The organism is Mucilaginibacter gilvus, from assembly GCF_004054195.1.
In the GTDB taxonomy this organism is placed as follows: Bacteria; Bacteroidota; Bacteroidia; order Sphingobacteriales; family Sphingobacteriaceae; genus Mucilaginibacter; species Mucilaginibacter gilvus.
This window is the reverse complement of record NZ_SBIW01000030.1, coordinates 26,467-51,463: the sequence shown is the minus strand read 5'-3', so window position 1 is coordinate 51,463 and position 24,997 is coordinate 26,467. Positions and strand designations below refer to the sequence as shown.

Below are 24,997 nucleotides of genomic sequence, written 5' to 3'. Positions count from 1 at the left end.
GGTGGTTAAGGTGTTGGGTTAAATATACTAAATGCAAGCGGATTTGATTTTTATAGGTCTGTAAACAGTAGATGAAAAGTTTAGTTATTTTCCATAAACAAACATATAAAATTAGCCTTGACTAATTTTATATGTTTGTTTATGCTAATTTATAATTAGCTTTGTTTCAAATCTATCACTATGCGCATTATTAATTTAGTCCTTTTATTCTGTTTTACCGCCTCGCTGGCCAGAGGGCAGTCTGATACCGTTAAACATAAATACACTTTGTTTAACCCGGTTCCGCGCGATAAAATGAAGGAAATGGAAACCGATCGGCCGGATGTTACCGAAAGCGCTTATACCGTGGAAGCCGGGCACTTCCAGGTGGAAACGGACCTGTTTAAACAGATCCGCGTAAAGGCTGATGGCGTGCAAAGTATCCAAACCGCCTACAACGTTGCCAACTATAAGCTGGGCCTTACCGAAAAGATGGATATTCAGTTGGTGGTGCCAACCTACGTGATAAATACCACCCGGGATGTTGCCACGCAAAACATCACCGATAAAGCAAAGGGATTTGACGATATCACCCTGCGTTTTAAGTACAACTTGTGGGGTAGCGGTGGAGGCAATTCAGCATTGGCGATCCTGCCTTTCGTATCGCTGCCGACATCTTCATTTGCCAGTAATGGCGTACAGGGGGGTATAACATTCCCATTCGCATTGGCCGTGACCGAAAAAACCAGCTTCGGCGCGCAGGCTACCATCAGTTTTGTAAAGGAGGATAACAATCGCTATTATACCAATATGCTTTACTCCTTCACCTTTGGGCATCCGCTGTTTAAACAACTGGACGGCTTTGTGGAAGGCGTGGCCACCTACAGCCCTTACAGTAAAACTACCGATACCTATGCCAACGGAGGGCTTATATTCTCGGCAAACAGTAACTTAAATATTGACGCGGGCTTAAACTATGGGCTTAATAAAAGTGCGGGCAACATCTATTTTATTGGCTTTTCATTCAGATATTAGCGCAATAATTGCCTATGCACACGCTATCGGAAGAAAACTATTTAAAATGCATTTACCGCCTTTGGCAGGACAGGGGGCAAAAAATAACGCCTACCGCCATTGCCGAATGGCTGGGCAATAACCCTGCCTCTGTAGTGGATATGATCCGCAAGCTTACTGATAAGCAATTAATTATATACGACAAAAAGAAAGGTGTGGAGCTTACCCCGCAGGGGCAAAAGGATGCCACGCTGATCGTTCGCCGGCACCGCCTTTGGGAAGTTTTTTTATTGGAAAAACTGGGTTACGACTGGGATGAGATCCACGATATTGCCGAAGACCTGGAGCACATTAAAGACGGTACTTTGGCCGACAGGCTGGATAAATTTCTGGGCTTCCCGGAGTACGACCCACATGGCGACCCGATACCCAGAGCAAACGGTAAAATGGCAAAGCGCCACTCCACAACCCTTGCCGATGTTAAACATGGCACCCTTTGCCGTGTAGCTGCTGTTAAAGATACCACGAGCGCGTTTTTACAATACCTGCAAAAGCTCGATATCAACATCGGCACAAAAATTCAGCTGATAGAAAAAATACAGTTTGATGGTTCGCTGGTGATCAGCATAGCGGGTGGTGAACGCACCACGGTTTCACAAAAATTTGGCGAGAATATCCTGATCGATATGTAAAAACAAGCGCGGAATTAGTTATCCAGTCTTTTTTCAGAGCCTTCTTCCTGCTCTTTATCATGGTATTTATATTTCATAATTACCAGAATAGTAGCCGCGCTAAACATTAGGGTAGGGATAACCGCTATAATCAAACGCCAGGTTTGGTGCGAATCGATAGCCTTGTTAATGGTATTAATACCCACCGCAACCATACCGATGAAGATCATCAGCGGGATTATAAGTTTGCGATTTTCTGGGGTTGCCATATTTAAAGGTACACAATTTTAGAATAAGTTAACATTTATTTTACAGATAAAGTTAATTACCAGTGGTATACAACACCGCTGGTTAAAGTGCTTCTGCAAAATCACCTACCTTTTCTTCAAAAATTCGGTGCGCAGCACAATGCTCATGCCATCTACTTTGCAATCCACTTCCTCGTGGTTATCCGTCAGCCGGATCTTTTTTACCAGCGTGCCCTGCTTTAGCGTGGTGCCGCCGCCTTTTACTTTCAGGCTTTTTATCAGCGTTACGCTGTCGCCGTCGTTCAGTTGGTTGCCGTTGCTATCTTTTACTATAAAATCGCTCATGCCGGTAAAGTTAGCAGATAATGTACATAACGCCTACTTCAACGAGCTTGCCTATAAGGCGCAGATCTTTAAATCTACCCCGTGCCATCATCTGCGTTTCATTTTACCATATTAATTGCTTAATTTGCTCAAAATCAGCAGTCCCGTTGCCGATGGAACCAATTTTTCACCGTACCAAAACTCCATTGCTTATGAAAAAAGTGATCGCCTGCATTGCCTGTGTTTTATTACCGGCCTGCTATGCCCTGGCTCAAACGGCCAAGCCCGCATCTTTAAAAGAACAGGCGGTCCGGTTGAAAACCTTTTTCGATCAGCACGAGATAGAGAAAGCATACCTGCATTTTGATAAGCCCTATTACGCCGCGGGCGATACCATATACTTCAAAGCATACGTGGTGGCTGGGGAGAAAAATGCCCTATCGCCCTTGAGCGGCGTGCTGTATGCCGACCTGGTAACCCCCAAGGGTAAAATTGCCAGCTCTATTAAGCTCCCCATAGGCGATGGACTTGCCTGGGGCGATTTCGCCCTGCCTGATTCGCTACCCGCAGGCACCTACCGCGTACGTGCCTATACTAAACTGATGCAGAATTATGGCAGCGAATTGTTTTTCGACCGGGAGATCCCCATTGCCGCTATTATCAGCGCACCAATAACTAAAGCTGTTAAACCGTTCTCGAAAATCAAACCCGTGGTAAGTACGCCCGATATCGGGTTCTTCCCGGAAGGCGGGGAACTGGTAACAGGCGTCTCTTCTAAAGTAGCGTTTAAAGCTTTAATTCCCGGCGGAACGGGTACAAATGCCAGCGGCACCATCCTCAACAACAACAATAAAGCGGTAGCCAAATTCGCTTCGGCGCATTTAGGGATGGGAGTATTTGACCTGATCCCTGTTGACGGTGAAACCTACCATGCCGAGGTAGTATACGCCAATGGCCATAAAGCTACAATTGCGTTACCTGTGGCGAATGCCAGCGGAGTGGCTATGGCAGTATATGATTCCACCTCAAAAATTTCGGTACATATTAATCCCTCTAAGGCTTTTTACGAACAACTTAAGGGGCAACCGCTGGGGATATTCATTTATTCGGGCGGCAGACTTACTACCGTTTCTGATGTACTGGACGGGACCGATATGCGCTTCGATATTCAAAAAACGGGGCTTCGGTCGGGCATCACGCAAATTACCCTGCTCTCGGCCAAAGGCGAGCCGCTTTGCGAACGGCTGATCTTTATTAATAAAGATGATAAGCTGGACCTGAGCATATCCACCAATAAAAAGGAATACAAACAGCGCGAAAAGGTAGGGGTAGATTTCCATGCAGAAGGTTTGGATTTTGATGCCGCACCGGCGCATTTTTCGGTAGCGGTTATTGACAAAGGCAAGGTGCAGACAGATGGCGACAAGGAGGAAAACATATTAACCTACCTGCTACTTACCTCCTGCCTTAAAGGGAACATAGAAGATCCTGGTTATTATTTCAATAATACCGATAACAAAAAACGGGCGGAGCTGGACCTGGTGATGCTTACGCACGGTTACCGCCGCTTTACCTGGAAGGCGCTCATTAATAATGAAGTCCCGTTTGCTACCATTAAGCCCGAGCGCTCGTTGAGTATTGCCGGCACCGCAAAATCTTTCGGTGGTAAGCCGGTAGATAACGGATTAGTTACGCTTATCCCGGTAAAGGGCGGTGGGGTTTTAAGCGAAAAAACCAACAAGGCAGGCGCCTTTAATTTTGGCGGGCTTACTTTTTATGACAGCACCCGTTTTGTATTGAACGCTGTTAACGCTAAAGGCAAAAACAGTACCCAACTAACCTACTTACCTGAATTACCAGCGCCAATTGATAATAAGTTCTACGCCAGCACCGATACTTCATCTTCCGCCATCATACAGGCTTACCTGCAAAACAGCAAAAACCGGCACGATCAATTTTTAAAATATTACGGCAGCGGCATTCAGCTAAAAGAGGTTAAAGTAAAGGCGGTAAAACAAGCCAATTATCGCACACAAAGCCTGGCGGGGGCGGGTAATGCAGATGTTTTAATAAAAGGAAGCGATTTGCCGCGTAGCGGCATGCTGGCTACTTTACTTTCCGGCCGTATTGGAGGGGTGTATTTTGCAGGCATCGATAACCCGGACGGTGGTGTACCGAAAATGCAAATTGGCAATGGCAGCGCAATGTTAGTGGTTGTAGATGGCGTACAACGTACTGCGGAACCTGGGAAACCAGTGGGTATTAATGATATTTGGCCCGGCGATATAGAAACTATTGAGGTACTCAAATATGGAAGTGCCACGGTATACGGCATGGGTGGCGGTAATGGTGTAATGGTAATTACTACAAAACAGGGTGCCGGGACAGCTGCTAAAGACATTATATCCCGTGGCGTTTTACCGCTAACGGTTACCGGGTTTTATAAAGCACGCGAGTTTTATGCGCCCAGGTACGATTACATAGATAACCGCACCCGCCCAGATCTCCGCAGCACCATCTTTTGGTTACCCGAGATCACAACCGATAAAAACGGAAACGCCTCCTTCGATTTTTATAATGCCGATGGCGCCGGGCAATACCAAATTATTATTGAGGGGATCAATAACAACGGTACCGCCGGTGCGGCAAAATTTAGTTATAAGGTAACGGAGTAGCTTTAGGTTACAGTTCTACCCCATTAAACAAAAAAGCCTCTCCAAAATTTGGAGAGACTTTCTAATATTTAGCGGTTACAATTATTTTGTAACGTACATAACTTCTTTAACGGCTTTAATTACGCGTTCCGGGTTTGGCAGGTATTCCTGTATCAAAGTTGGGGCGTAAGGCAATGGTACATCGCCACCCATAATGCGCAGAATTGGAGCGTCTAAATAATCAAACGCGTCTTTCTGTACTTTAAAGGCGATTTCTGTAGCAATAGAACCTAATGGCCAGCTTTCTTCTACAATTACCAAACGGTTTGTTTTCTTAACCGATTCGATGATACAAGGATAATCGATAGGGCGAACGGTACGTAAATCGATAACCTCTGCATGGATGCCTTCTTTTTCAAGCTCGGCAGCAGCGGCGTTAACCACTTTCATTATTTTACCGAAACCAACTAAGGTAACATCGCTACCTTCTTTAGTTACCGCAGCTTTACCAATGGGTATGTAGTAAGTTTCTTCTGGCACTTCGCCTTTATCGCCATACATTAATTCCGATTCCATGAAGATACATGGGTCCGGGTCGATGATACATGATTTTAATAAACCTTTTGCATCGGCAGGGTTTGATGGTACAACCACCTTTAAACCCGGACAGTTTGCATACCAGTTTTCAAAGCACTGACTGTGCTGTGAGCTTAGCATACCCGCGTTGCCGGTTGGGCCACGGAATACGATAGGCACAGAAAACTGGCCACCGCTCATGCTCATTATCTTGGCAGCGCCGTTGATGATCTGGTCGATAGCAACAAGCGAGAAGTTAAACGTCATGAATTCGATAATAGGTTTTAAACCATTCATGGCCGAACCTATGCCTATACCGGCAAAACCTAATTCAGAGATTGGCGTATCTATTACGCGTTTAGCGCCGAACTCGTCAAGCATACCCTGGCTTACTTTGTAGGCACCGTTATATTCGGCAACCTCTTCACCCATCAGGTATATATTTTCGTCGTTGCGCATTTCTTCCTGCATGGCTTCTCTAAGCGCTTCTCTGAATTGTATTTCTCTCATTACTTTTTAAAATGAAGTTTTTTGCGATGGCAAATATAATCAAAATGTGGAAAATGCAATTAGGCACATTACACACTTATTGTTTATATATTATTTGTTACATTGGCATAACCAAACCAGTCTCCAATGAAGTTCCCTTCCGTAAAAAACCTGTTCCAAAACGCAGGCCTTACCGTAGAACGTTTCCCGTTCGAATCATTGTTCGCGCTGGCAGGAACTATTGCCGCCACAGTAAAAATAGAACTTACCTACACCAGCCGGGTACAGGAAAACTGGAGCCTGCGTGCTATACTGGTTGCCAACCTGGGCCTCTTGCTGAGCCTATCGGCTACCTTGTATACCGAAAGCAAAGGATGGACTGGCGGTAAAAAATTATTGTTCAGGCTTATAGCTGCCGTCGTGGCTGTGCTGTTCATTTTCATCATTAATCCGGGCATTCACGGTTCAGATCATATCCGGTTTGTTTTGCTGAGCCTGTCTTTCCACTTGCTGGTAGCGTTCGCGGCTTTTACAGATAAGGCGCACATCAACGGTTTCTGGCAGTTTAACAAAACACTTTTCTTACGTTTTTTAACAAGCGCTTTATACGGCCTGGTGTTGTTTGCGGGCCTTGCCGCTGCAATTGGTGCCATGAATTTCCTGTTCAACTTTAAATTCGAATGGGACACCTTCTCGATACTTTTTACCTGGATAACGGGCATCTTCAGCACCCTGTTCTTCCTGGCCGGCGTACCAGCAAACTTTGAAAGCCTGGATGCCGATGTGAGCTACCCCAAGGGCTTAAAGGTTTTTACCCAATATGTATTAATACCGCTGGCAACTGTTTATGTGGCTATCCTGTTATCCTACGAAATAAAGATATTGGTGCAGTGGGAACTGCCTAAGGGCCTTGTATCTAATTTAATATTAGGCTACGCCGTGTTCGGCATTTTATCCCTTTTGCTGGTTTACCCTATTCGCGAGCAGGAAGAGAACAAATGGCTAAAAACCTATACCCGCAGTTTTTACTTTCTGCTTATCCCCTTACTGGCCTTATTATTCGCCGCAGCAGGCACGCGCGTTTTTAGATATGGCATCACCGAGATGCGTTACTTTCTAATCATGCTTGCCGCATGGTTGCTGTTTATCACCTTATACTTCCTCATTGCCAAAAAGCAAAGCATCAAACTTATCCCCATATCATTGTCTTTATTGATACTGCTATCGGTGTATGGACCACAAAGCGCGTTTTCGGTAGCTATGAGTTCGCAGCAAAGGGTATTAACCGGCTTGTTCAAAAAATACAATGCCTATAACAAGGGCAAATTAATGCCAATAGACAGCAGTAAAATAAGTAAAATAGATGCAGGCCGAGCTGTTTCTACCTTAGATTACCTCATCTACCGGCACGGGTTGTCATCTTTACAGCCATATTTTACAAACGACCTCGACAAAGTGGGCGATTCGCTTTCTGTGGAGAAGACTGCAGGGAATGTTGTGGTAAATGTGGGTGACTACGAATTGCGGTGGCGAAAGTTAGAATGGGTAAAAAAACGGCTTGGCCTCAGCAAATTTTCCCAATATGATTATCAGGATCCAATCTATTCAGATACAGCGGAATCCTATACCACCTATCGTTTCAAAATTAAAAACACCATCGCGTTAAGTACAACCGGGTATGATTTTGTTGCATCGGAAAATAAGAATTATGATGACACGGTAAGCTATACTGTGAAAGCAGACAACTTTATACAAACGGTAAAATACGGTACTTATTCTTTGCAGATAAATGGGCAAACAGCCTACTTTAGCGTAGAGAAACATTTAAAAGAACTGGCAAAAGTTAATCCAAAAGCGAAGATTGTTGTGAATACCGGTGCTAACACTGATACCTATACCCTCCCGGATAGTCTACTTACCTGGACGCAGAAAATTAAGGGCTACACTGTGGTTTTTAAGATCAGGCAGGTAAACTTCAATACAGGCAAAAGCGAGTTTTCCATACAATACCTTGATGCTAATTACCTCATAAAAAAAGAATAAAGTGCCAGCCCGGATGCGTTTAGCAATAATGCCGGATCGGGAATGTTTTGTAGATGTTTAGCCTTTTCTGAGTACTTCCCCACGCCGGGGTAATCTCCTTTGGCATCGCCAATATCCAGCATCAGTTGAAAATGCAAATGCGGCGGCCAGTGGCCGTTTTCGGTGGCATTGCCTAAGGTTGCAATCTGTTGCCCAGCTTCAATGTGCTGCCCAATGGCTAAACCAATTAGGCTTACGCGGCTTAAATGCCCGTACAGGCTATAAAACGTTAAACCATCTACATTATGCTGCAGAATGATGGTTGGCCCATAATCTCCAAAGTTATTATTATCCTGAAAACTATGAATAGTACCGGCCAAAGGCGAATAGATGGGCGTGCCGCTATCTCCCCAAATGTCAACCCCTAAATGCAGGCGGCGGGGTTCACCTTCCGTATCGAAATGAACGCTGCGAGCGTACATGGTACGGTGTTCCATATAACCGCCAATAGCATAGCGGGAATTACTCTCTGCCAGTTTTTGGTTAATGTATTGGCTAAAAGCTTCGGTATCGGCAACCATATCCGCGTCCAGTTCGGTATTGGCGGCGGTCAGGTCGAGTGGAAACAGCTTATCTACGGCGGGATCAAAATTCACAACTTTGCCAACAATGCCCTGGTAATTGGCCAGATATGCCGCTAATTTTTCGGTAGCACCCATTGGGTTTAGCTTTCGTCGGTAGTGTCGGGCTGGCGCTCTTCTTTGCTTATTTTGTCGAAGATCTTGTCCATACGCTCTACGTATTCGCTGGTATCATCCACAAAAAATTCCAGCTGCGGTATAACACGTACCTGGTCTTTAATGCGGGCGCCCAATTTATAGCGGATCTCTGAGGCATGCAGTTTTATAGCGGCCAGCGCGTGCTGGTTATCGGTACCGTTAAAAAAGCTTAAAAATATGCGGGCGATGGCCAGATCGGGCGTAACGCGTACTTTGGTGATGGTTACTAAGGTATTGGGCAGATAATTCATGCCCTCGCGTTGAAATATAGCGGCCAGGTCCTGTTGGATTACCCCGGCAAATTTTTGCTGACGTTTTGATTCCATGATGATTTATAACGCCGGTTAGGCAAATGAGTTTGAATTAAATATGTATATATCGGCAAAAAGATAAAGCTAAGGAATTGATGATGCGATGCAAATTGTTTTTAAAAAATAACCAGTTTGTCATGCTGAACGGAGTGAAGCATCTGTTCGCCGACTGGCAGGTAGCCGATATGCAAAGTGGCGATTAGATCCTTCGCTATCGCTCATGATGACAAGCGACCATACCACTTACCTACAAATCTTGCTTCATCTCATCAAGCCCTTTTACGCTTAGCCTTGCACTAATACCCGATGCGATAACCGCAATAACGCCCACTGTAACAACAACCAGCAAAAAATCGCTTGCTTTAAAAGCTACCGGGTAGGCATCCAACACGGAGAGCTTTGCCCCCATTTTAACAAAGTTGAACTCCAACTGAAGAAAACATACAATGGTACCGAGCACAACGCCGGTAATACAACCTATGGCGGATATCATCATCCCCTCAAAAAAGAAGATGCCTTGTATCAATCCTTTGTGGGCGCCCAGACTGGTTAAAATAGCGATGTCTTTCCGCTTATCTATTACCAGCATGGTTAACGAGCCGATGATGTTGAAAATAGCGATAATGAGCACAAAGGTGAGGATCATAAATATCGACCAGCGTTCATAATTGATAGTCTTATAGAGTTCTGTGTTTTGCTCTTTGCGGTTTTTTACAATGAAGCTATCGCCTGTTTTTTCCTGTATCTCTTTCTGCACTTTGTCAACATCGGTGCCGGGTTTAAAGTTTATTTCTACCGACGAAACGTTTCTCGGCTCGTCGAGCAGATCGCGGGTAAACTCTATCGGGGTTACCATCAATCCGTCAAACTCCTGCTGGATGCCAAACACGCCCGAAGGCAGTATGGTGCGAAATATAAAATCGTTCATCGGGTTGGTAGCGTTCCCGGAAGTGCGCCTTGGCGAATAGATCTGCAATGGCGTAAACTGGTCCTTTAAACTTACGCCGAGGCTGCTTTGTATAGTGGTGCCGATCACCGCAAACTGGTACCCGCTATCCTTTAGTGTAAATGAGCCGTACTGGATAGTGCTATCCAGGTTCTTGTTTTTCAAAAAATCGTCGCTTACGCCCTTAATGGTGCCAATAAAGGGCTTGTCCCCATATTTAATCAGCACTTTTTCCTGCAAAACGCTGGTGTATGAAAATATACGCCCGTCTTTGCTTAAACGCGTTAAGTAAGCGGTATTGGGGTCGAAGGTTTTGCCCAAGCGGGGCTCAATTTTTATTTCGGGTGTAAAATCACTGTAAAGGGAAAGGATCACCTTCTCGAACCCATTAAATACCGAGAGGATAATAATAAGCGCGGCGCTGCCTACCAACACCCCAAGCATTGATATGCCCGAGATGATATTAATAGCGTGTGTCTGTTTTTTGCTGAACAGGTACCGTTTGGCTATGTAGATGGACGTGTTCAAATTTTACAGGTAAGGGTTATGTTGTTTCTCGTAACCAATGGTTGTTTCGGGGCCATGGCCCGGATATACGGTACAATCATCGGGCAGCAGAAAAAGCTTTTCTTCTATATTTTTTATCAGCTGGCTGTAGTTTCCACCGGGCAGATCGGTACGGCCAATGCTGTTGCGGAACAGTACGTCGCCACCAATCAAAATATTAGCGTCCTTATCATAAAAACATAAATGCGCCGGTGAATGTCCGGGTGCAAATATCAGTTGGAGATTTGTTTTGCCGAAACTGATGGTTCCTGTTTCGGGTAAAAACTCATCCGGCAAGGGAGAGGCATCGTACCTGAAACCCATGGCCGGGGCATAAGCAACTACTGCGGCTAAGGTTTCCGATTCGCCTTCATGAAATTTTGGCTTCAACCCATACTGATCGAACACAAAACGGTTGCCCAGCACGTGGTCTACATGGCAATGCGTGTTTAAAAGCAATACGGGCTTTAATCCGTTTTCTTTTATAAAGCTTACAACAGTGTTTTGCTCCGCCGCGGTGTACATCCCGGGATCTATGATCACACACTCCTTACTATCATCAAACAAAATGTAGGTATTCTCCTGGTAAGGGTTATTTACAAAGGACTGAACGTTTGCCATGGCGCAAAGCTACTTGTTTAAGGTTAAAGGAGAAAAATTTAAATTCCCCGTAAAGACGCGATACTTCGCGTCTACATCAAGCAGGCAAGGGCGCTTAAGACTTTTTCCACTTAAACGTTTTTATCATTACGTCCACATCCTTTTTTAAAAAGTTAAGTACGGGTTGTATCGAATCTAAACGTGGTTCGGAATTAAAGTATAATGCGCCGCGCAGATAATGTTTGGTACTATCTGTGAGGAAAAACTGTGCCGATGATGCGGCATTGCCATCAATGGTATAATATACCCCGTATACCTTTCTTGCAGGGTAAGCAATAGCCGCTTCGTCTATAGAAGTGGCTTTTACGGTATGTTTAAAGCTTAGTTTATGCGCGTCTTCTACCAGCTCGTTAAACTCTTTTGGCGAGGTTACCGGCTGATAACTTAAATGTAGTGTAGCGTTAAACTGCGGGAACTGGATGTTTTGCCAGCAGGGCTTCGCCCCGCGCGATCTGTCGGGCTCAATGGTGCCATACTTAGGATAATCAAAAGTAAATGGGCAGCCTTCGGTATAGGCCTGATATTCTTTCTCGGGATAGACAATACGGAAATAACCCCTCGGCTTCGGCGAATAATCGGGCGTGCCACCGCAGGATGCGATCAATAAAACAGCTATAAAAAAGGCGGCGTACTTCATTTTATCAATCATTTGAGTTCCATATCTCCCATGCTTTTTCTGCCTGCAGCACCAGCATTTCGTAACCATTCTTGGTGGTTGCGCGGCGCTCGTCGCCCTTCTTTAAAAACATAGTAAGCGGTGGGTTATACACCAGGTCGAACAGCAGGTGATCGCTGGTTATGGCGTCATACGGGATAGGCGGGCATTCATCCACGTTTGGATAAGTGCCTATAGGCGTTGTATTAATAATGAGTTTGTACTCTTTAATATGTTTTTCCGTCAGGTCTGTAAACAAAATACAGCCCTTCCCGGGTTTGCGGGTTACCGATAAGTGGTCTATCCCTTTGTTTTGCAGCACGCATTTAACGGCTTTTGCCGCGCCGCCATCGCCCAATATCAATGCCTTATCATGGTAGCTGCTCAATAGCGGGCTCAACGAGCCTTCAAAACCATAAAGGTCGGTATTGTAGCCCTCCAGCCTGAAATCGTGCCCCTTTATACCCAACTCACCCGAAAAAGCCGCAGATACCGGGCTTTCTGATATCACCTTTATACAATTTACCGCGCCGGCATTTTTGGCATCATGCTCTATCCAGTCAAGGTGTTTCATTACGTTTACCTTATGAGGGATGGTCACATTCAACCCGCACAGGTTGGGGTTCTCGTGCAACAGCCGGGGCAATTCGTCAATGTTTTCCAGGGGGTGCAGGTCATAAGCTGCGTCGGTTATCTTTTCGGTAATAAATTTTTCTGTAAAGTATTTTTTAGAGAAAGAGTGCGAAAGCGGAAAGCCGATAAGCCCGTAATTTTTCATTTTTTGGCGTAAATAAACAGGATAAATTGATAACGGTAATATTAGCAACAAAGCACGAAGATTTATAATTTTTTATCTGCCGGCTTCAGGATACCTGTAGCAGCGCCATATACAGGCGGTCAATTTCGATGGGTTTGCGCAGAAAACCGGTGAAATAGTTTTTATAGTCTTCGTTACTTTCGGCGGTGATATCTGCCGTGAGGGCAAATACGGGCGTAGCAGTATTGGGGTTTGTATTATGCCGGATTTGCTCGGTGGCATCAAAGCCGTTCATCCCGGGCATATGGATATCCATCAATATAAAATCGAAGGTTTTTTGCCGCGCTTTTTCTACTGCTTCTATCCCGTTTACGGCATGCTCGGATACGATGCCCCAGTTGGCCAGCAGCTTGCGGGCGACCATAGCGTTGATCATGTTATCTTCGGCCAGCAGCACGGTTTTGCCTTTTAATCCCTCTACAGACAGCGGGACGGCCCTGCCGGGTATATTGGCCCGTTTTAGTTTAATATCAAATGTAAACTCAGATCCAACGCCTATCTTACTTTTAACAGTTACATTACTATTATAAAGCCCGGTAAGTTTTTTTACAATGGCGAGGCCAAGCCCGGAGCCGCCCTGTGCGCGGGTAGTAACAGATTTTGGCTGCGAAAAAGTTTCGAAGATCTCTTCAAAATACTCCTCGGGAATCCCTGTGCCGGTATCGGCCACGCTAAACCGGACATTGTCGAACTCATCAACGGCAGCCATTTTTCGCAGGTTTAATACCACCTTACCGTTATCGGTATATTTTACCGCGTTACTTATCAGGTTACCTAATATCTGCGATAGCTTGGTTTCGTCGAGTTCATAGCAATCGGCCAACGCAGGGTCTTTAGAGAGCAGTAGCTCCACGCCTTTTTTGTGAGCAAGGCTACCATAAGTTTTAATAACACTATCCAGCAGATCCTGAAACGGACAGGCACGGTTATTTAACTCTACCTTGCCCGAATCGAGTTTGGTAAAATCTAAAATATCGTTAATCACCAGCAACAGATTATTCGATGCCGATTTTAAGGAGTCCATCAATTCCTCATCATAGGCAGATTTGGCGGTTATCATGGTAGATATGGTAGTGACCGCATTTAGCGGCGTACGGATCTCATGGCTCATGGTCGATAAAAACTCCTGCTTCATCCGGGCAGATTGCTCGGCGCGTTTCTGTTTTTCTTCAATGGCCTCGCGCTCTTTCTGCAGCTTTGCTTCCTTCTCTAACGATTCCATTTTGGTGATGAGCTCATAATTCTCTATCACTTTAAGGGTTTGGGTATTAATAACGGCTTCTTTCTGGTGCAGGTAAAGTTCCAGGTACTCTAAGGACTTCACCGTGTCGTTCTCCATTTTACTTACCTGGTAAAGCAGGTAATTGCACTTAAAACGTATAATGGCAATATTATACTTGTTGCTAAATTCGAGGCCCTTTTGCAGGATGGCCTTGGCTTTATCTAACCTCCCCATGGCAATATACAATTCGCCCATTTTTTGATAGGCCATCCCCAGCCCCAGCTTTTCACCGGCATTGATATGGATCTCTATGGCGTTCCTGAAATCGTTCTCGGCTTCCTGCAACCGGCCGGTAAATGTGTAAACCTTACCCCGCCCGTATAAAGCAAAGGCCAGCCCGCGGATATCGCCGGTTTTCGATTTGATGGAGATAGAGTCTTGTATAATGCGCAGCGCCTTCTCTACCTTTCCCTGGTTAAGGTAAATGCCAGATAGCGGATTGTATGCATTTGATACCAGGTTGAGATCTTTTACCCGGCGGGCCGCTTCTATGGCCGATTCGTAAGAACGGACGGCGTTTTTGGGGTCGCCAAAGTATTCGTATATGGTGCCCAATGATTTGAGGGTGCGTGCCTGGTTGTGGTGATCCTGGTACTTGCGGTATATTTTAAGGCAATCGAAAAGGCAGATGAGCCCTAAATGATAGTTATCTGTTTTGTAGTAAACGCCGGCTATACTGTACTTGGCATCGGCAATACCCAGGTCATCCTGCAATTCTTCAAAATAACGGATAGCCTCTTTGGCCATGTGTACCGAACGCTTGTAAGCCCCCTGTATCATATAAAACAACGAAAGCTGGTTGAGGCTTTTACCAATAAGCGACTTGTGGCTATGCTTCCGGCTCAGCAGCAGGGCTTCGGTGGCTAATTTTACACTGTACTTTAAATTGTGGACACGATTACTGTAGGCATCATCCAATAACTGGTTGATGGTACCGTATTCTATTGTGTCTGCTGCCTCCATTATCCGTTTTATACAATACTAATATACTGATTATTAATTTACAAACCCCCGAGTTAAACACGTTAGCTATTGAAAGTTGGCGGGCACAAAAATAAAAAGGCCATACTATCCATTTACGGACTGTACAGCCTTTTAAGTTGCTTCTTGCTAAATTATTTTATGGCTTCAAATTTCACCACCAGCTCCCAGCGTTTTTTATTCTCAACGAGTTTAAACATTGGGTCGGCACTGTCATTAAATTCGCAACGGCGTATATTAGTAAAGCCGGCATCGCGCAGCTCTTTCTCTGTAGATTCCCAATCCCAAAGCCAAAGGTGCTCCAGGTAGCCAAAAAGGTGCTTGGTAACCGCCATAACATTACGTGGCCTTACTTCTACACCCATCATCATGCGCTTTATAAGGGTAATAGAAGCTTCCGGGTCTTTCTTTACATCTTTATCATTAATGTAATCGCGTATCAATACCTCCAGATCGGGCATAATAATACGGAAGATGCCGCCGGGTTTCAGCATTTTATAGGTATTGCGTAACGCGATGCGGAAATGCTCAAACGACATGTGCTCCAATACGTGCGAGCAGTAAGCACCATCAACGGTACCATCTTTAATGCCCGGGAGTCCTTCCGTAATATCTCCATAGCGCACATTGCCATCAAACACCTGGCCCAGGCTCTTTCTCATTAAAAAGCCCAAAACCGGCGTTTTTTGAATACGCAATGTTGGCGAAACATCGAAATTCTTCCACTCGGGAGGGGCGGCCTGGCCGCAGCCATAGTGTACGTATAATTTTTCTTCTATGGGCATTTTTAAAGATGAATAGGCTGTAAAATTGATGTTTAAAAGCAAAAACTATTTGCCGTTTTAAATATAATTGAATTTGATAAATAAAGCAGAAAATTTAAATGTTATTGTAACGTATACACTTATAGGTTGTAATTAATTGAAAATAATATGAGTAGTTTAGCAGAAACACCCATTGCCATGTTAACCAACCGTAATATACTATGCATAAGCGGCACCGAATGGCATGGCAACTACATTAAGGCGGTTGTTGAATTGATGAAGGTTCTATCGGCCAGCAATAAGATCCTGTTTGTAGAGAACGCCTACACCTATAAAGATGCCATTGCCGGCGTAAAAGGCAAAAATAAAGTAGATTATATCCAGGCCCTTGGCCTGAAAAGCCGCCTCAGCGAGATCCATCCCGAGCATGGCGGCAAGGTTTATATCCTCACGCCTCCCCTCGCTTTCCCGGTTAGTTTCTTATCTCCCGGCAAGTTTTACGAGGCTATGCTTAACTATAACGGCTGGTTGCTTCGCAGGAGCATCCGAAAGGCGCTAAAGGAGCTGGATATGAATCACGAGCTGATCAACTTCGTATCCTTTAACCCGGGCATGGGCGTTATGACAGGGCGAAGGTTTAAAGAAAAAACCCTGATATACCATTGTTACGACGAGGTAAAAGGCGCGCACCCCTGGTTAAGCAAGCACGGCGTAAAGCTGGAGCAAATATTCCTGAAAATGGTGGATGCCGTTATTGTAACCTCAAAAGGCTTATTTAACAGCAAACGCGCCCAAACCAAACGCTGCTACGTGGTAAACAACGCGGTTAAAACTTCGCTCTTCCGCAAGGGTTTTAACCCGGAGGTTAACCCCGATAAAAAGGTGATAGGCTATGTAGGCAGCGTGGACGACCGACTTGATTATGAAATATTACAGTACCTTTTCACCCAAATGCCCGATGCTACCTTCACTTTTGTGGGCCGCATTACCAGTGAGCGCGGCGCAGCTATCCTGAAAAAATACAAAAACGTAAAACTGGAGGGCGCCAAAGCCCCCGAACAGCTGCCGGCCTATTCCAAAGAGTTTTCGGTTGGTATTATCCCGTTTATAAAAGATGAGTTTACCAAAGGCATTTACCCTATGAAGATAAACGAATACCTGGCAGCGGGCCTGCCGGTAGTGAGCACCGATTTTAGCGACCTATCGGATTTTGAGGATGTCATCAAAATATCTGGCAATAAAGAAGGTTTTCTTAAATATCTTTTAGAAGAAATAAACACCGATACCATCGAGAAACGCCAAAGCCGGCTGGCCGTAGCCGAAGGCAATACCTGGGGCAAACGCGCCGAAGAACTAAGCGAGGTAATAGAACAGGTGGAGCGCGAACTTTACCCGGCATAACCCCAACCAATCATCATGTTAGGATTGCTGAAGCGTTATATCGCCCATAATATTTCCATCGACAGCGAGAAACTGGAGGTGATAACATCTAAATTTAAAAACCTCACCTTCAAGCGGAATACCACATTGCACCGGCAGGGCGAACTTTGCGATAAGCTTTATTTTATTAATTCGGGCTGCGCGAGGGTGCTTTACCTATCGGAACAGGGCGCAGAACGGACCAGGTATTTTGCCTTTGAGGGAATGGTGGTTACTTCCTTGGCGAGTTTTATATCGGGCGAGGCCTCTTTTGAATTTGTAGAGATACTGGATGATGCGGAATTGCTGGTAATATCACGCAAGGATTTTTTTGAGCTAACCGAATCGGTTACCGAATGGAAGGACTTTTATTGCAAGCTGCTGGAACACGCCTACATCAACAGCAACCGCCTGATAGAACGCCTGGTTACGCTTACCGCCAAAGAGCGCTATGAACAACTGCTAAGCCAAAACCCACGGGTGGTGCAGCAGATCAGCAATAAAATTGTGGCCTCTTATTTAGATATCAGTCCCGAAACGTTGAGCCGGATAAAATCGCGATAGGCATTTATTGATATAGGTCAATGCGCGGCTGTTTCGGTAGCTTTATCCTTGCAGAAAAACATACCGTTATGAATTTCGACCCGGAAAATAAGGTGGTGCAGCTATGCGCAAAAGGCATGCAGGCTGAAGCTGAAGGTAACATAGCTGAAGCCACGGATTGCTTTAAAAAAGCATGGGAGGCCGCCACCAACGATTTTGAGCGCTTTACCGCAGCTCATTACCGTGCCCGCAACCAACCCGACCCGCAAGTAACCCTGCAATGGAACCTGGCTGCATTAAAATATGCCGATGCCATCAAAAGCGATGAGCTAAAAACGCACTATCCATCCCTTTACCTCAACATTGGTAAATCGTACGAAACTTTAAATGATCTTCCCTCCGCAGCGAAATATTATCAATTGGCATCCGAGAGCGCTGTTCACCTACCGGATAATGGTTACGGCAAAATGCTGAAAGCGGGGATCAACGAGGGTTTAAAACGGGCGGGATTGAAGGGCTATTACAATACCACCATAGATGACTTAATAAATAACTGGTGCGACCGAAAGGATTTGCGCCCATTGAGCCTGGTATTGCCCACCTACCTGCAAAATTTGGGTACCGGGGAGGATATTAATAAATTGATAACTGCCCTAAGTTTTTTAAGCGCAACGCGCTGTTTAAATGCGGAAGAACAAGGGAAAATAGAGGAGGTGATAGCGGAATTGGCGAGATAAATAGCCGGTAAGGATTTTAAAACAACCCCACTCGTCATCCTGAATTTATTTCAGCACCCCACAGGACAGGTAGCCATCCCGCCGCCACTGTGTATATCGTTCACCATGCATGTGGGGTGCCGAAAAAATTTCGGCATGACGTGACGGATAAATAAGCGCGATCAAAAAAATTTGAAAAATCCGCTTAATCCCGGTTATAGGTACGTCACCCCGTCAAATATCGATCGGGTGTAATAAATGGGTTTAAACGGGGCTTCGTCTACATATTGGCAGGCAGCGCGGATATTGGTGCAGTATACATCGCCAAAAATGCTGGCGATAGCGGCATCGGCGGCATCCCGACCGGTGGCTATTTTAACCAGGCCGTTTAAGGGTATCAACCGCGTAGCATCAAATAAAACCCAATCGCCTCCCAAATAAGCTTCAAAACACGCATGAAAATCGGGCGGATTAAGCTGGTAGGCATAGCCCGTAAAGTAGCGCGCGGGTATGGTTAACGCGCGGCAAAGTGCTATACCTAAATGCGCAAAGTCGCGGCAAACGCCGGCCTGTTGGGTAACCGTGTCGTAGGCAGATGTTTCGGAATTGGTAAAACCGCTCAGGTATTCTACATTTTTGTAGATCCAGTCGGTAATGGCAAAAACCTGCTCAAACGAGGTGCGGATATTGCCGAAGGTATTGTTGGCTAAACGGTATAGCTTATCCGATTGGCAATACCTGCTGGGGTTTAAGTATGGCAATACCGACGCATCGAATTTAGCTACCGGGATCTCCTCTACATTGGAGTGATCTTTCACTTCGTAGTAATTATCAACCAAAGCCTCGTACTTAATACTAACGAGGCCGGTATCGGGGATATCCAGGCGCGCAAAACGGTTCTCGCCGTTCATGGCGTTTAGTTCTTCAATTTTTACGTAGGGGGTAATAAGCAGCTTCTCGTCCAGTATGGTTTGGTGTGCTGTTCTTAGGGCGTGTATGTTTAGTATTAGGGTGCTCGGTGCCTTTACATCATATTCCAACTCCGCCGATACTTTAAATTTCATTGTGCTATTCCGGTAATTTTTTAAACGCTTTATCCATCCATTCGCCCGGTATATTTGCCAGGGCATTTTTTAGCTCCTCGTCCCATTGGTCGGATATCGCCGCCATTTCTTTTTGGGTAAAACGTTGTTCTATAATTTCAAACGTGCCTTTTTTATACAGTGCCACATCAATCGGGAAATCTACATTATTACTGCTTACACGGGTGCTGTCGAAGGATAAAAACCCGGCCTTCAGCGCCAGTTTCATGTCCGAATCTTCATTCAAAACACGGTTGAGTATTGCCTTGCCATGCCCAGAGTTGCCTATCACTACAAACGGTGCGCCAAGCCCAAGTTCTACCCAGTTCCCTTCGGGATAAAGCAGGAATAATTTATGTTCCTCATCATCTTTTAGCTGCCCGCCGATAATGGTGTGGAGATCGAACTTAAAGCCATTCTTTTCCAGTGTTGCCCTGTCTTCATCGGCAACGCGGCGCACCTGTTGGCCAAAGGCGTTTACGGCTTGGTAAAGCTTACTAAATTCTTCGGTCTCCAGCAACTCGTCGAAATAAACAATGGCCTTGTCCCTTACCGAGCGCAGCCCGCTGGTCATTACAAACAGCGAGTAATGCTCCTTTTGAATAATGGTGATCTTCTTTTTAATGGTAGTATCGGTACCTGTAGTAATGCGGGTATCGGCTATAGCTACTAATCCTTCTTTAACCTTAATTCCTAAGCAGTAAGTCATTCTAAAAATATGTTTACAATCCCGTTTATTGCTGCTGCTGTTGTTGCTGCTGCTGAATTATCTCCATATACCTTTCATAACTATTGCGAGATACGGTAGTTTTTTCGGGCGTTGGAAATGTTGAAACGGTAAATATATCTTTTTCCTGCGGTAAACCGCTTTCGTCTTCGTAACCTACCGAAACTGATACCTCCAATATATGCCTCGCCGAACCTTTGTACACGCCCTTCACAGGCGAGCAGTCGCTAAAGTTGCGGCCTACAGCCAAACGCACGTGCATTTCGTTTGCTAAACAATTGTTGGTTGGGTCTAAACCCAGCCAACCGTAACCGGGCAGGTACGCTTCGGCCCAGGCGTGGGTTGCGCCTTCGCCACGCATACCATCGCGGTTGGGGCAAATGTAACCGCTCACATAGCGGGCCGGGATGCCTACCAACCGCAGCATTACCATTAATAAGTGCGCAAAATCCTGGCAAACGCCGGCTTTAAGCGCCCAGATCTCATCGAGCGTGGTCTCCACAGTCGTTACACCTTTTATGTATTCAAAATTCTTATAAACGTATTCGGTAAATTTTAAAGCGGCCCGGTAAGGGGTATCGTTGGTTTGGCGTTCGCCCTCCACTATCGGGAACAGCTCGCTTAATCCTTCAAAGTATTCCTGCTTTAAAAAATCGATGTAAGGCACAATGTATTTAATGCTGTATAACTCGTCCCACTGCGCTATCGAATCTACCGCGTCTGTTGGCAAAGGGCGGGGGTGGGTATTTACCGATACCTGCGAATTGATCACCAGCATATTATGCGGCTCGGTGTAGGTAAAACTGCCTACCTCGTTACCATAGTAATCCACATAAGTGTCTATCTGCGGGTGCCCGGTAATAATAAGGTCGTGCTTCAGCACATCCTGGTAAATATCCACTATCGGGAACAGGATGATCTTATTGGCGCTATCTCTTACAAGGTTATCGTACGAGTATTTGGTAACGTGCTGGATCTTAAATTCGGGCATAGCTTATCAATGTTTTAATTTGGAAATTTGGTAATTTGAAGATTTGAAAATGAACCCTGCAAAAGGCATTTTCAAATCTTCAAATCAACTCATTTTCAAATTGGTTAATTAGGAGTTTGCAAAGTAGTATTCGTTTAGCGAATTACCAATTTTATAAAGGTCATCTTTTATCAACGTTAAAAATTGATGCAGCCCCTGGTTGGTAATACTTTTTACCGAACTGTATTTGATATTGCTTTGCAGCTTCCCTATCTGGAAGGAGATCTCGCGGTAATCGTTCACGTTGCTGTTGTTCTTCAACCTGTCGAAATACCGTTGGATGTTGTTCACCGAATAAATAACGGACCGCGGAAAGTCGTTATTTAAGATAATCTGCTCAATTACGTTCTGTGCTTCTAAACCGTCGCGGTATGTTTTTAGGTACAGTTCGTATCCGCCTATGGATAGTAAAAGGTGTTTCCAGTAAGTAATATCCGTTAGTAAAGTTGGGTTAGCGTTAGCGGGCTTGTATTTGATATCCAGGATATCGATGCTTTGGATAGAGCGCTCGAGATACTTGCCAATATTCATAAAACTCCGGCCCTGGCCACGCTCCATGGTAATTTCGGCGGTGCCGTAATAAAGCATCACCTGTTTAATAATAACATCCAGCACCGTAATGGGATCCTCCTTTTGCAGGCGGATGTCCAGTTTGGGATCTTTAACGGTGTGGTAATACTCGTTTAGGCATTGCCAAAGATCTTTCGGGATATGCTCCTGTACACTGCGGGCGTTTTCCCGCGCAAAGGTGATGATGTTGAGGATGGAGTTCTGGTTACTCTTATCAGTAATCATATAGCGCAAAACCGTGCGACTATCATTTCCCAATTTTTCTTCCAACTCCTCATCCAAACCCGAGGATATACGGATAACGGGGGCCCATGTAAACCCCTCGGTAGAATCCTGGGAGGAATTATAGTTGATCTTCAGCATCCTTAAGATCCCATCACTCCGCTCGATGTACCGGCTTAACCAATAAAAACTTGCTGCTACCCTGCTTAACATATTGTCTCTTTATTTCGAATATCGAATGTTCAATTTCGAATTTACTTTTTTTGTCTGTCTTGATTCTTGCTTCTTATTTCTTGCTTCTTTTAGGAAAGCACCCACGTATCCTTGCTGCCGCCGCCCTGCGAGCTGTTTACTACCAGCGAGCCCTCGGTAAGTGCAACACGGGTTAAGCCGCCGGGCACTATCTCAATGCCATCCGGGCCGCATAACGCATACGGGCGAAGGTCTATCCGCCTTGGCTGTAATATGCCGCCGATATAACATGGTGCTGCCGATAAGCTAATGGTTGGCTGCGCGATAAAATTGCGTGGGTCCTTTAATATCTCCAGCTTATAATCTTCAATTTCTTCCTCCGTAGATGCATGGCCCATCAGCATGCCATAACCGCCGCTGCCGTTGGTTTTCTTCACCACCATGGTGTTGATGTTTTTGAAAACATGCTCGCGTTCGTCCGGATCGCTCAGTCGATGGGTAGGTACATTCTTTAGTATAGGCTCTTCGTTAAGGTAATATTTGATCATATCGGGCACGTAAATGTACGTCGCCTTATCATCCGCTACGCCATTGCCTATCGCGTTTACAATAGCCACATTGCCTTTACGGTAAGCACCCATCAAGCCTGCAACGCCCAGCACACTGTTGGGGTTAAACACCAATGGATCTAAAAACTCGTCATCAACCCGGCGGTAGATCACATCTATCTGTTGCAAGCCGGTAGTGGTTTTCATATAAACCTTGTGATTGTTCACCACCAGATCACGCCCTTCTACCAGTTCCACGCCCATTAAACGGGCAAGGGTAGTATGCTCAAAATACGCGGAGTTATAAATCCCCGGGCTCAGTAATACAATGGTCGGGTTACTGATCTGCCTTGGCGATAACGATAAAAGGTTTTTATACAAAAGAGAAGGGTATTCGGTAACACTACGCACGTTGCAATTCGGTAGCAGATCCGGAAACAAACGTTTGGTTATTTCGCGGTTCTCCAGCATATAGCTTACGCCCGATGGGGTGCGCAGGTTATCCTCCAGCACATAAAACGTACCATCGTGGTCGCGGATCAGGTCGATACCGGCAATGTGGACATATACATCGTAAGGTACATCCACCTGGTACATTTCGCGCAGGAAATGAGGGCAGGAGTAAATGATATCTATCGGCACAATGCCGTCCTTAATAATAAACTGGTTGTGGTAAATATCCTTCAGGAATAAGTTGAGCGCGGTAAGGCGCTGCTTGATACCTTTTTCCACAAACGCCCATTCCGCAGCGGTGATGATGCGTGGAATAATATCGAACGGAAAGATCTTCTCGATACCCTCGCCGCTATTGTAAACGGTAAAGGTGATACCCTGGGTCATGAAGAGCCTTTTGGCCAGTTCCTCTTTTTTATTGAGATCATCCGGCGATTCCTTGGCCAGATATTCAATTACTTTTTGATAATGGTCTCGAACAATGCTGTTTTGATTGTACATTTCGTCCCATACGCCATTTATTAGATTATATTTTTTAAAATGTTGCGATTTGTACATAAAACTTCTCCTTATTGCATAAAAATATCACAGAAACAGGCTATACGATTGTAATTATAATGAATAACCATATCAAACTCGCATTTTTTTTGGTAAATTATGAAAAAAATAGGGTAATTAATACAAGTTTAATATTATAAAAAATATAAAATGTTAAAACGACGATAATTTAAGGCGAAAAATTGCCCGTGTAATTATCCGTTAAAAACAGCCTGAGGATCTTCTAAAAATTTATAATTGCCCAGCGGCCATAAGGAGCCTTGCGTAGCACCATAATAACGCCATTTAGTCCGGAAAGTTTAAGACAGGATCCGGTTAAAACAAGAAATGCCCCGCTAACGGAGCATTTCTTGTTGGGGTTGATTAATATATTACTTATGATGTTTCTCGAAATGCCTGGCAGCAAATGCTAACAGTACGTTTAATTTAATATGTGCATAAAGTATAGGGTTGCTGCTGCTGCTGATGATAATAGTGCCGCTAGTACGGGTGGCGGCATCAATTTGCGCAGAGGTGAGACCGAAAAGCAATTTATTTAAATGGATATTGGTGCCGGCGGTTACGTTATTTGTACCATCAATCGTAACGTTCTCTGCTTCGAGTTTAATAAGGGCATCCTCGTTAAATTCGTACTGGATGGGCACCACCGCGCCGCCTTTGCTGGTAAAAGTGCCTTTTAGCGTCAAGGGAATATCGGTGCCGGTAGATTTCACCAGCAGGATGCGCAGTTCTATTTCTTTATAAGTGCCGGTATCCACGTTGGCTTTCACAAACGCCGGTACGGCAGCAAACAGGTCAACATTGGTTAAATTGCTGGTAGAAATTTCTTTCTCCACGCCGTTCTTTTTGGCTTCCAATTTAAAGTGGGCAATGTTGGCGATGCCTGATGTCCATGTAACGCCCGCCGTTATTGCGGTTGTGCCTGTACTTTGTACCTGCGGACCGCCTACTGCATCCAGCGTGGTAGTAGGGTTATCCGGACTAACAGCGAATGTCATTTCCGACGTGGCTGAAGCGCCGGTACTGGTGCTATCTTTTTTACAAGACGATACGGCTAAAGCTATAAAAGCTACCAAACCAAGGTTAAATAATTTTCTTTTCATTTTATAGGGGGTTTATAATGATGATTACGAAGTACTACAACTAATAGTTGCCTTAAAATGCCGCCTTACAAAACAACAGGCTTTAAATCAGTCAATTATATTTTATCAAAGGTAAC

General features: G+C 45.0%; 24 protein-coding genes. 7 read left to right on the top strand and 17 right to left on the bottom strand.

Annotated features, from left to right (window positions below; all coding sequences use genetic code 11):
* Window positions 1–180: 180 nt before the first annotated feature.
* Together EPL05_RS23040 and EPL05_RS23035 are read left to right on the top strand one after the other, a co-directional pair.
* Complete coding sequence (locus tag EPL05_RS23040) at window positions 181–1,014, top strand: transporter (protein WP_128536344.1); 834 nt, start codon at window positions 181–183, stop codon at window positions 1,012–1,014.
* A 14-nt stretch (window positions 1,015–1,028) separates the two neighbouring features.
* Window positions 1,029–1,685 carry a metal-dependent transcriptional regulator gene (locus EPL05_RS23035; protein ID WP_128536343.1) on the top strand — a complete coding sequence of 219 codons (657 nt, stop codon included), beginning with the start codon at window positions 1,029–1,031 and terminating at the stop codon, window positions 1,683–1,685.
* 14 nt (window positions 1,686–1,699) lie between these two features.
* On the opposite strand, the gene EPL05_RS23030 is transcribed toward EPL05_RS23035, so the two are convergent.
* Together EPL05_RS23030 and EPL05_RS23025 are read right to left on the bottom strand one after the other, a co-directional pair.
* Entirely contained in the window at window positions 1,700–1,933 is a 234-nt protein-coding gene (locus EPL05_RS23030) for a hypothetical protein (RefSeq protein ID WP_128536342.1), read from the bottom strand.
* A 105-nt stretch (window positions 1,934–2,038) separates the two neighbouring features.
* Window positions 2,039–2,257 carry a zinc ribbon domain-containing protein YjdM gene (locus EPL05_RS23025; protein WP_128536341.1) on the bottom strand — a complete coding sequence of 73 codons (219 nt, stop codon included), beginning with the start codon at window positions 2,255–2,257 and terminating at the stop codon, window positions 2,039–2,041.
* A gap of 191 nt (window positions 2,258–2,448) precedes the next feature.
* Here EPL05_RS23025 and EPL05_RS23020 point away from each other — a divergent pair, with 191 nt between their 5' ends.
* Window positions 2,449–4,911: a TonB-dependent receptor plug domain-containing protein gene (locus EPL05_RS23020; protein ID WP_166727798.1), complete on the top strand. Its 2,463-nt coding sequence runs from the start codon at window positions 2,449–2,451 to the stop codon at window positions 4,909–4,911.
* A gap of 81 nt (window positions 4,912–4,992) precedes the next feature.
* Here the strand turns inward: EPL05_RS23020 and EPL05_RS23015 are convergent, their stop codons facing one another.
* On the bottom strand, window positions 4,993–5,976 hold the full coding sequence (locus tag EPL05_RS23015; RefSeq protein ID WP_128536339.1) for a pyruvate dehydrogenase complex E1 component subunit beta: 984 nt from the start codon (window positions 5,974–5,976) through the stop codon (window positions 4,993–4,995).
* Between the two features lie 126 nt (window positions 5,977–6,102).
* Between EPL05_RS23015 and EPL05_RS23010 the strand changes: the two genes are divergently transcribed.
* Complete coding sequence (locus EPL05_RS23010; protein ID WP_128536338.1) at window positions 6,103–7,998, top strand: DUF4153 domain-containing protein; 1,896 nt, start codon at window positions 6,103–6,105, stop codon at window positions 7,996–7,998.
* On the opposite strand, the gene EPL05_RS23005 is transcribed toward EPL05_RS23010, so the two are convergent.
* The 8 genes from EPL05_RS23005 to EPL05_RS22970 all read right to left on the bottom strand — a co-directional run bounded on the left by EPL05_RS23005 (window position 7,977) and on the right by EPL05_RS22970 (window position 15,739).
* Window positions 7,977–8,696 carry a peptidoglycan DD-metalloendopeptidase family protein gene (locus EPL05_RS23005; RefSeq protein WP_128536337.1) on the bottom strand — a complete coding sequence of 240 codons (720 nt, stop codon included), beginning with the start codon at window positions 8,694–8,696 and terminating at the stop codon, window positions 7,977–7,979. The genes EPL05_RS23010 and EPL05_RS23005 overlap by 22 nt on opposite strands.
* Window positions 8,697–8,701: 5 nt before the next feature.
* The gene (gene rbfA / locus EPL05_RS23000; RefSeq protein ID WP_191192138.1) at window positions 8,702–9,082 is read right to left on the bottom strand and encodes a 30S ribosome-binding factor RbfA; all 381 of its coding nucleotides are present in this window, start codon (window positions 9,080–9,082) and stop codon (window positions 8,702–8,704) included.
* 232 nt (window positions 9,083–9,314) lie between these two features.
* Window positions 9,315–10,541: an FtsX-like permease family protein gene (locus EPL05_RS22995; protein ID WP_128536335.1), complete on the bottom strand. Its 1,227-nt coding sequence runs from the start codon at window positions 10,539–10,541 to the stop codon at window positions 9,315–9,317.
* Window positions 10,542–10,544: 3 nt separating this feature from the next.
* Window positions 10,545–11,180 carry an MBL fold metallo-hydrolase gene (locus EPL05_RS22990; protein WP_128536334.1) on the bottom strand — a complete coding sequence of 212 codons (636 nt, stop codon included), beginning with the start codon at window positions 11,178–11,180 and terminating at the stop codon, window positions 10,545–10,547.
* Between the two features lie 94 nt (window positions 11,181–11,274).
* Window positions 11,275–11,856, bottom strand: a complete 582-nt coding sequence (gene gldD, locus EPL05_RS22985; protein WP_166727797.1) for a gliding motility lipoprotein GldD — start codon at window positions 11,854–11,856, stop codon at window positions 11,275–11,277.
* Window positions 11,857–11,860: 4 nt separating this feature from the next.
* A complete protein-coding gene (locus EPL05_RS22980; protein ID WP_128536332.1) occupies window positions 11,861–12,652 on the bottom strand; it encodes a shikimate dehydrogenase family protein in 792 nt (263 codons plus the stop codon).
* Window positions 12,653–12,737: 85 nt separating this feature from the next.
* Window positions 12,738–14,936, bottom strand: coding sequence for a tetratricopeptide repeat-containing hybrid sensor histidine kinase/response regulator (locus EPL05_RS22975; protein ID WP_128536331.1), 2,199 nt, complete (start codon window positions 14,934–14,936; stop codon window positions 12,738–12,740).
* Between the two features lie 152 nt (window positions 14,937–15,088).
* On the bottom strand, window positions 15,089–15,739 hold the full coding sequence (locus EPL05_RS22970) for a class I SAM-dependent methyltransferase (protein WP_128536330.1): 651 nt from the start codon (window positions 15,737–15,739) through the stop codon (window positions 15,089–15,091).
* 147 nt (window positions 15,740–15,886) lie between these two features.
* Here EPL05_RS22970 and EPL05_RS22965 point away from each other — a divergent pair, with 147 nt between their 5' ends.
* The 3 genes from EPL05_RS22965 (at window position 15,887) to EPL05_RS22955 (ending at window position 18,417) form a co-directional block, all read left to right on the top strand.
* On the top strand, window positions 15,887–17,119 hold the full coding sequence (locus tag EPL05_RS22965; protein WP_128536329.1) for a glycosyltransferase: 1,233 nt from the start codon (window positions 15,887–15,889) through the stop codon (window positions 17,117–17,119).
* Between the two features lie 15 nt (window positions 17,120–17,134).
* On the top strand, window positions 17,135–17,701 hold the full coding sequence (locus EPL05_RS22960) for a Crp/Fnr family transcriptional regulator (RefSeq protein WP_128536328.1): 567 nt from the start codon (window positions 17,135–17,137) through the stop codon (window positions 17,699–17,701).
* Window positions 17,702–17,769: 68 nt separating this feature from the next.
* Window positions 17,770–18,417 (top strand): hypothetical protein, encoded by a 648-nt coding sequence (locus tag EPL05_RS22955; RefSeq protein WP_208394822.1) that lies wholly within the window; start codon window positions 17,770–17,772, stop codon window positions 18,415–18,417.
* A gap of 194 nt (window positions 18,418–18,611) precedes the next feature.
* Here the strand turns inward: EPL05_RS22955 and EPL05_RS22950 are convergent, their stop codons facing one another.
* From EPL05_RS22950 to EPL05_RS22925, 6 genes are all read right to left on the bottom strand, one after another.
* Window positions 18,612–19,460, bottom strand: coding sequence for a transglutaminase-like domain-containing protein (locus tag EPL05_RS22950; RefSeq protein ID WP_128536327.1), 849 nt, complete (start codon window positions 19,458–19,460; stop codon window positions 18,612–18,614).
* 4 nt (window positions 19,461–19,464) lie between these two features.
* Complete coding sequence (locus EPL05_RS22945) at window positions 19,465–20,187, bottom strand: peptidase (protein WP_128536326.1); 723 nt, start codon at window positions 20,185–20,187, stop codon at window positions 19,465–19,467.
* Between the two features lie 25 nt (window positions 20,188–20,212).
* Window positions 20,213–21,196, bottom strand: a complete 984-nt coding sequence (locus EPL05_RS22940) for a transglutaminase family protein (protein ID WP_128536325.1) — start codon at window positions 21,194–21,196, stop codon at window positions 20,213–20,215.
* 108 nt (window positions 21,197–21,304) lie between these two features.
* Window positions 21,305–22,240: an alpha-E domain-containing protein gene (locus EPL05_RS22935; protein WP_128536324.1), complete on the bottom strand. Its 936-nt coding sequence runs from the start codon at window positions 22,238–22,240 to the stop codon at window positions 21,305–21,307.
* An 89-nt stretch (window positions 22,241–22,329) separates the two neighbouring features.
* Entirely contained in the window at window positions 22,330–23,778 is a 1,449-nt protein-coding gene (locus EPL05_RS22930) for a circularly permuted type 2 ATP-grasp protein (protein ID WP_128536323.1), read from the bottom strand.
* 371 nt (window positions 23,779–24,149) lie between these two features.
* Window positions 24,150–24,881 (bottom strand): hypothetical protein, encoded by a 732-nt coding sequence (locus EPL05_RS22925; RefSeq protein WP_128536322.1) that lies wholly within the window; start codon window positions 24,879–24,881, stop codon window positions 24,150–24,152.
* Window positions 24,882–24,997 lie beyond the last annotated feature (116 nt).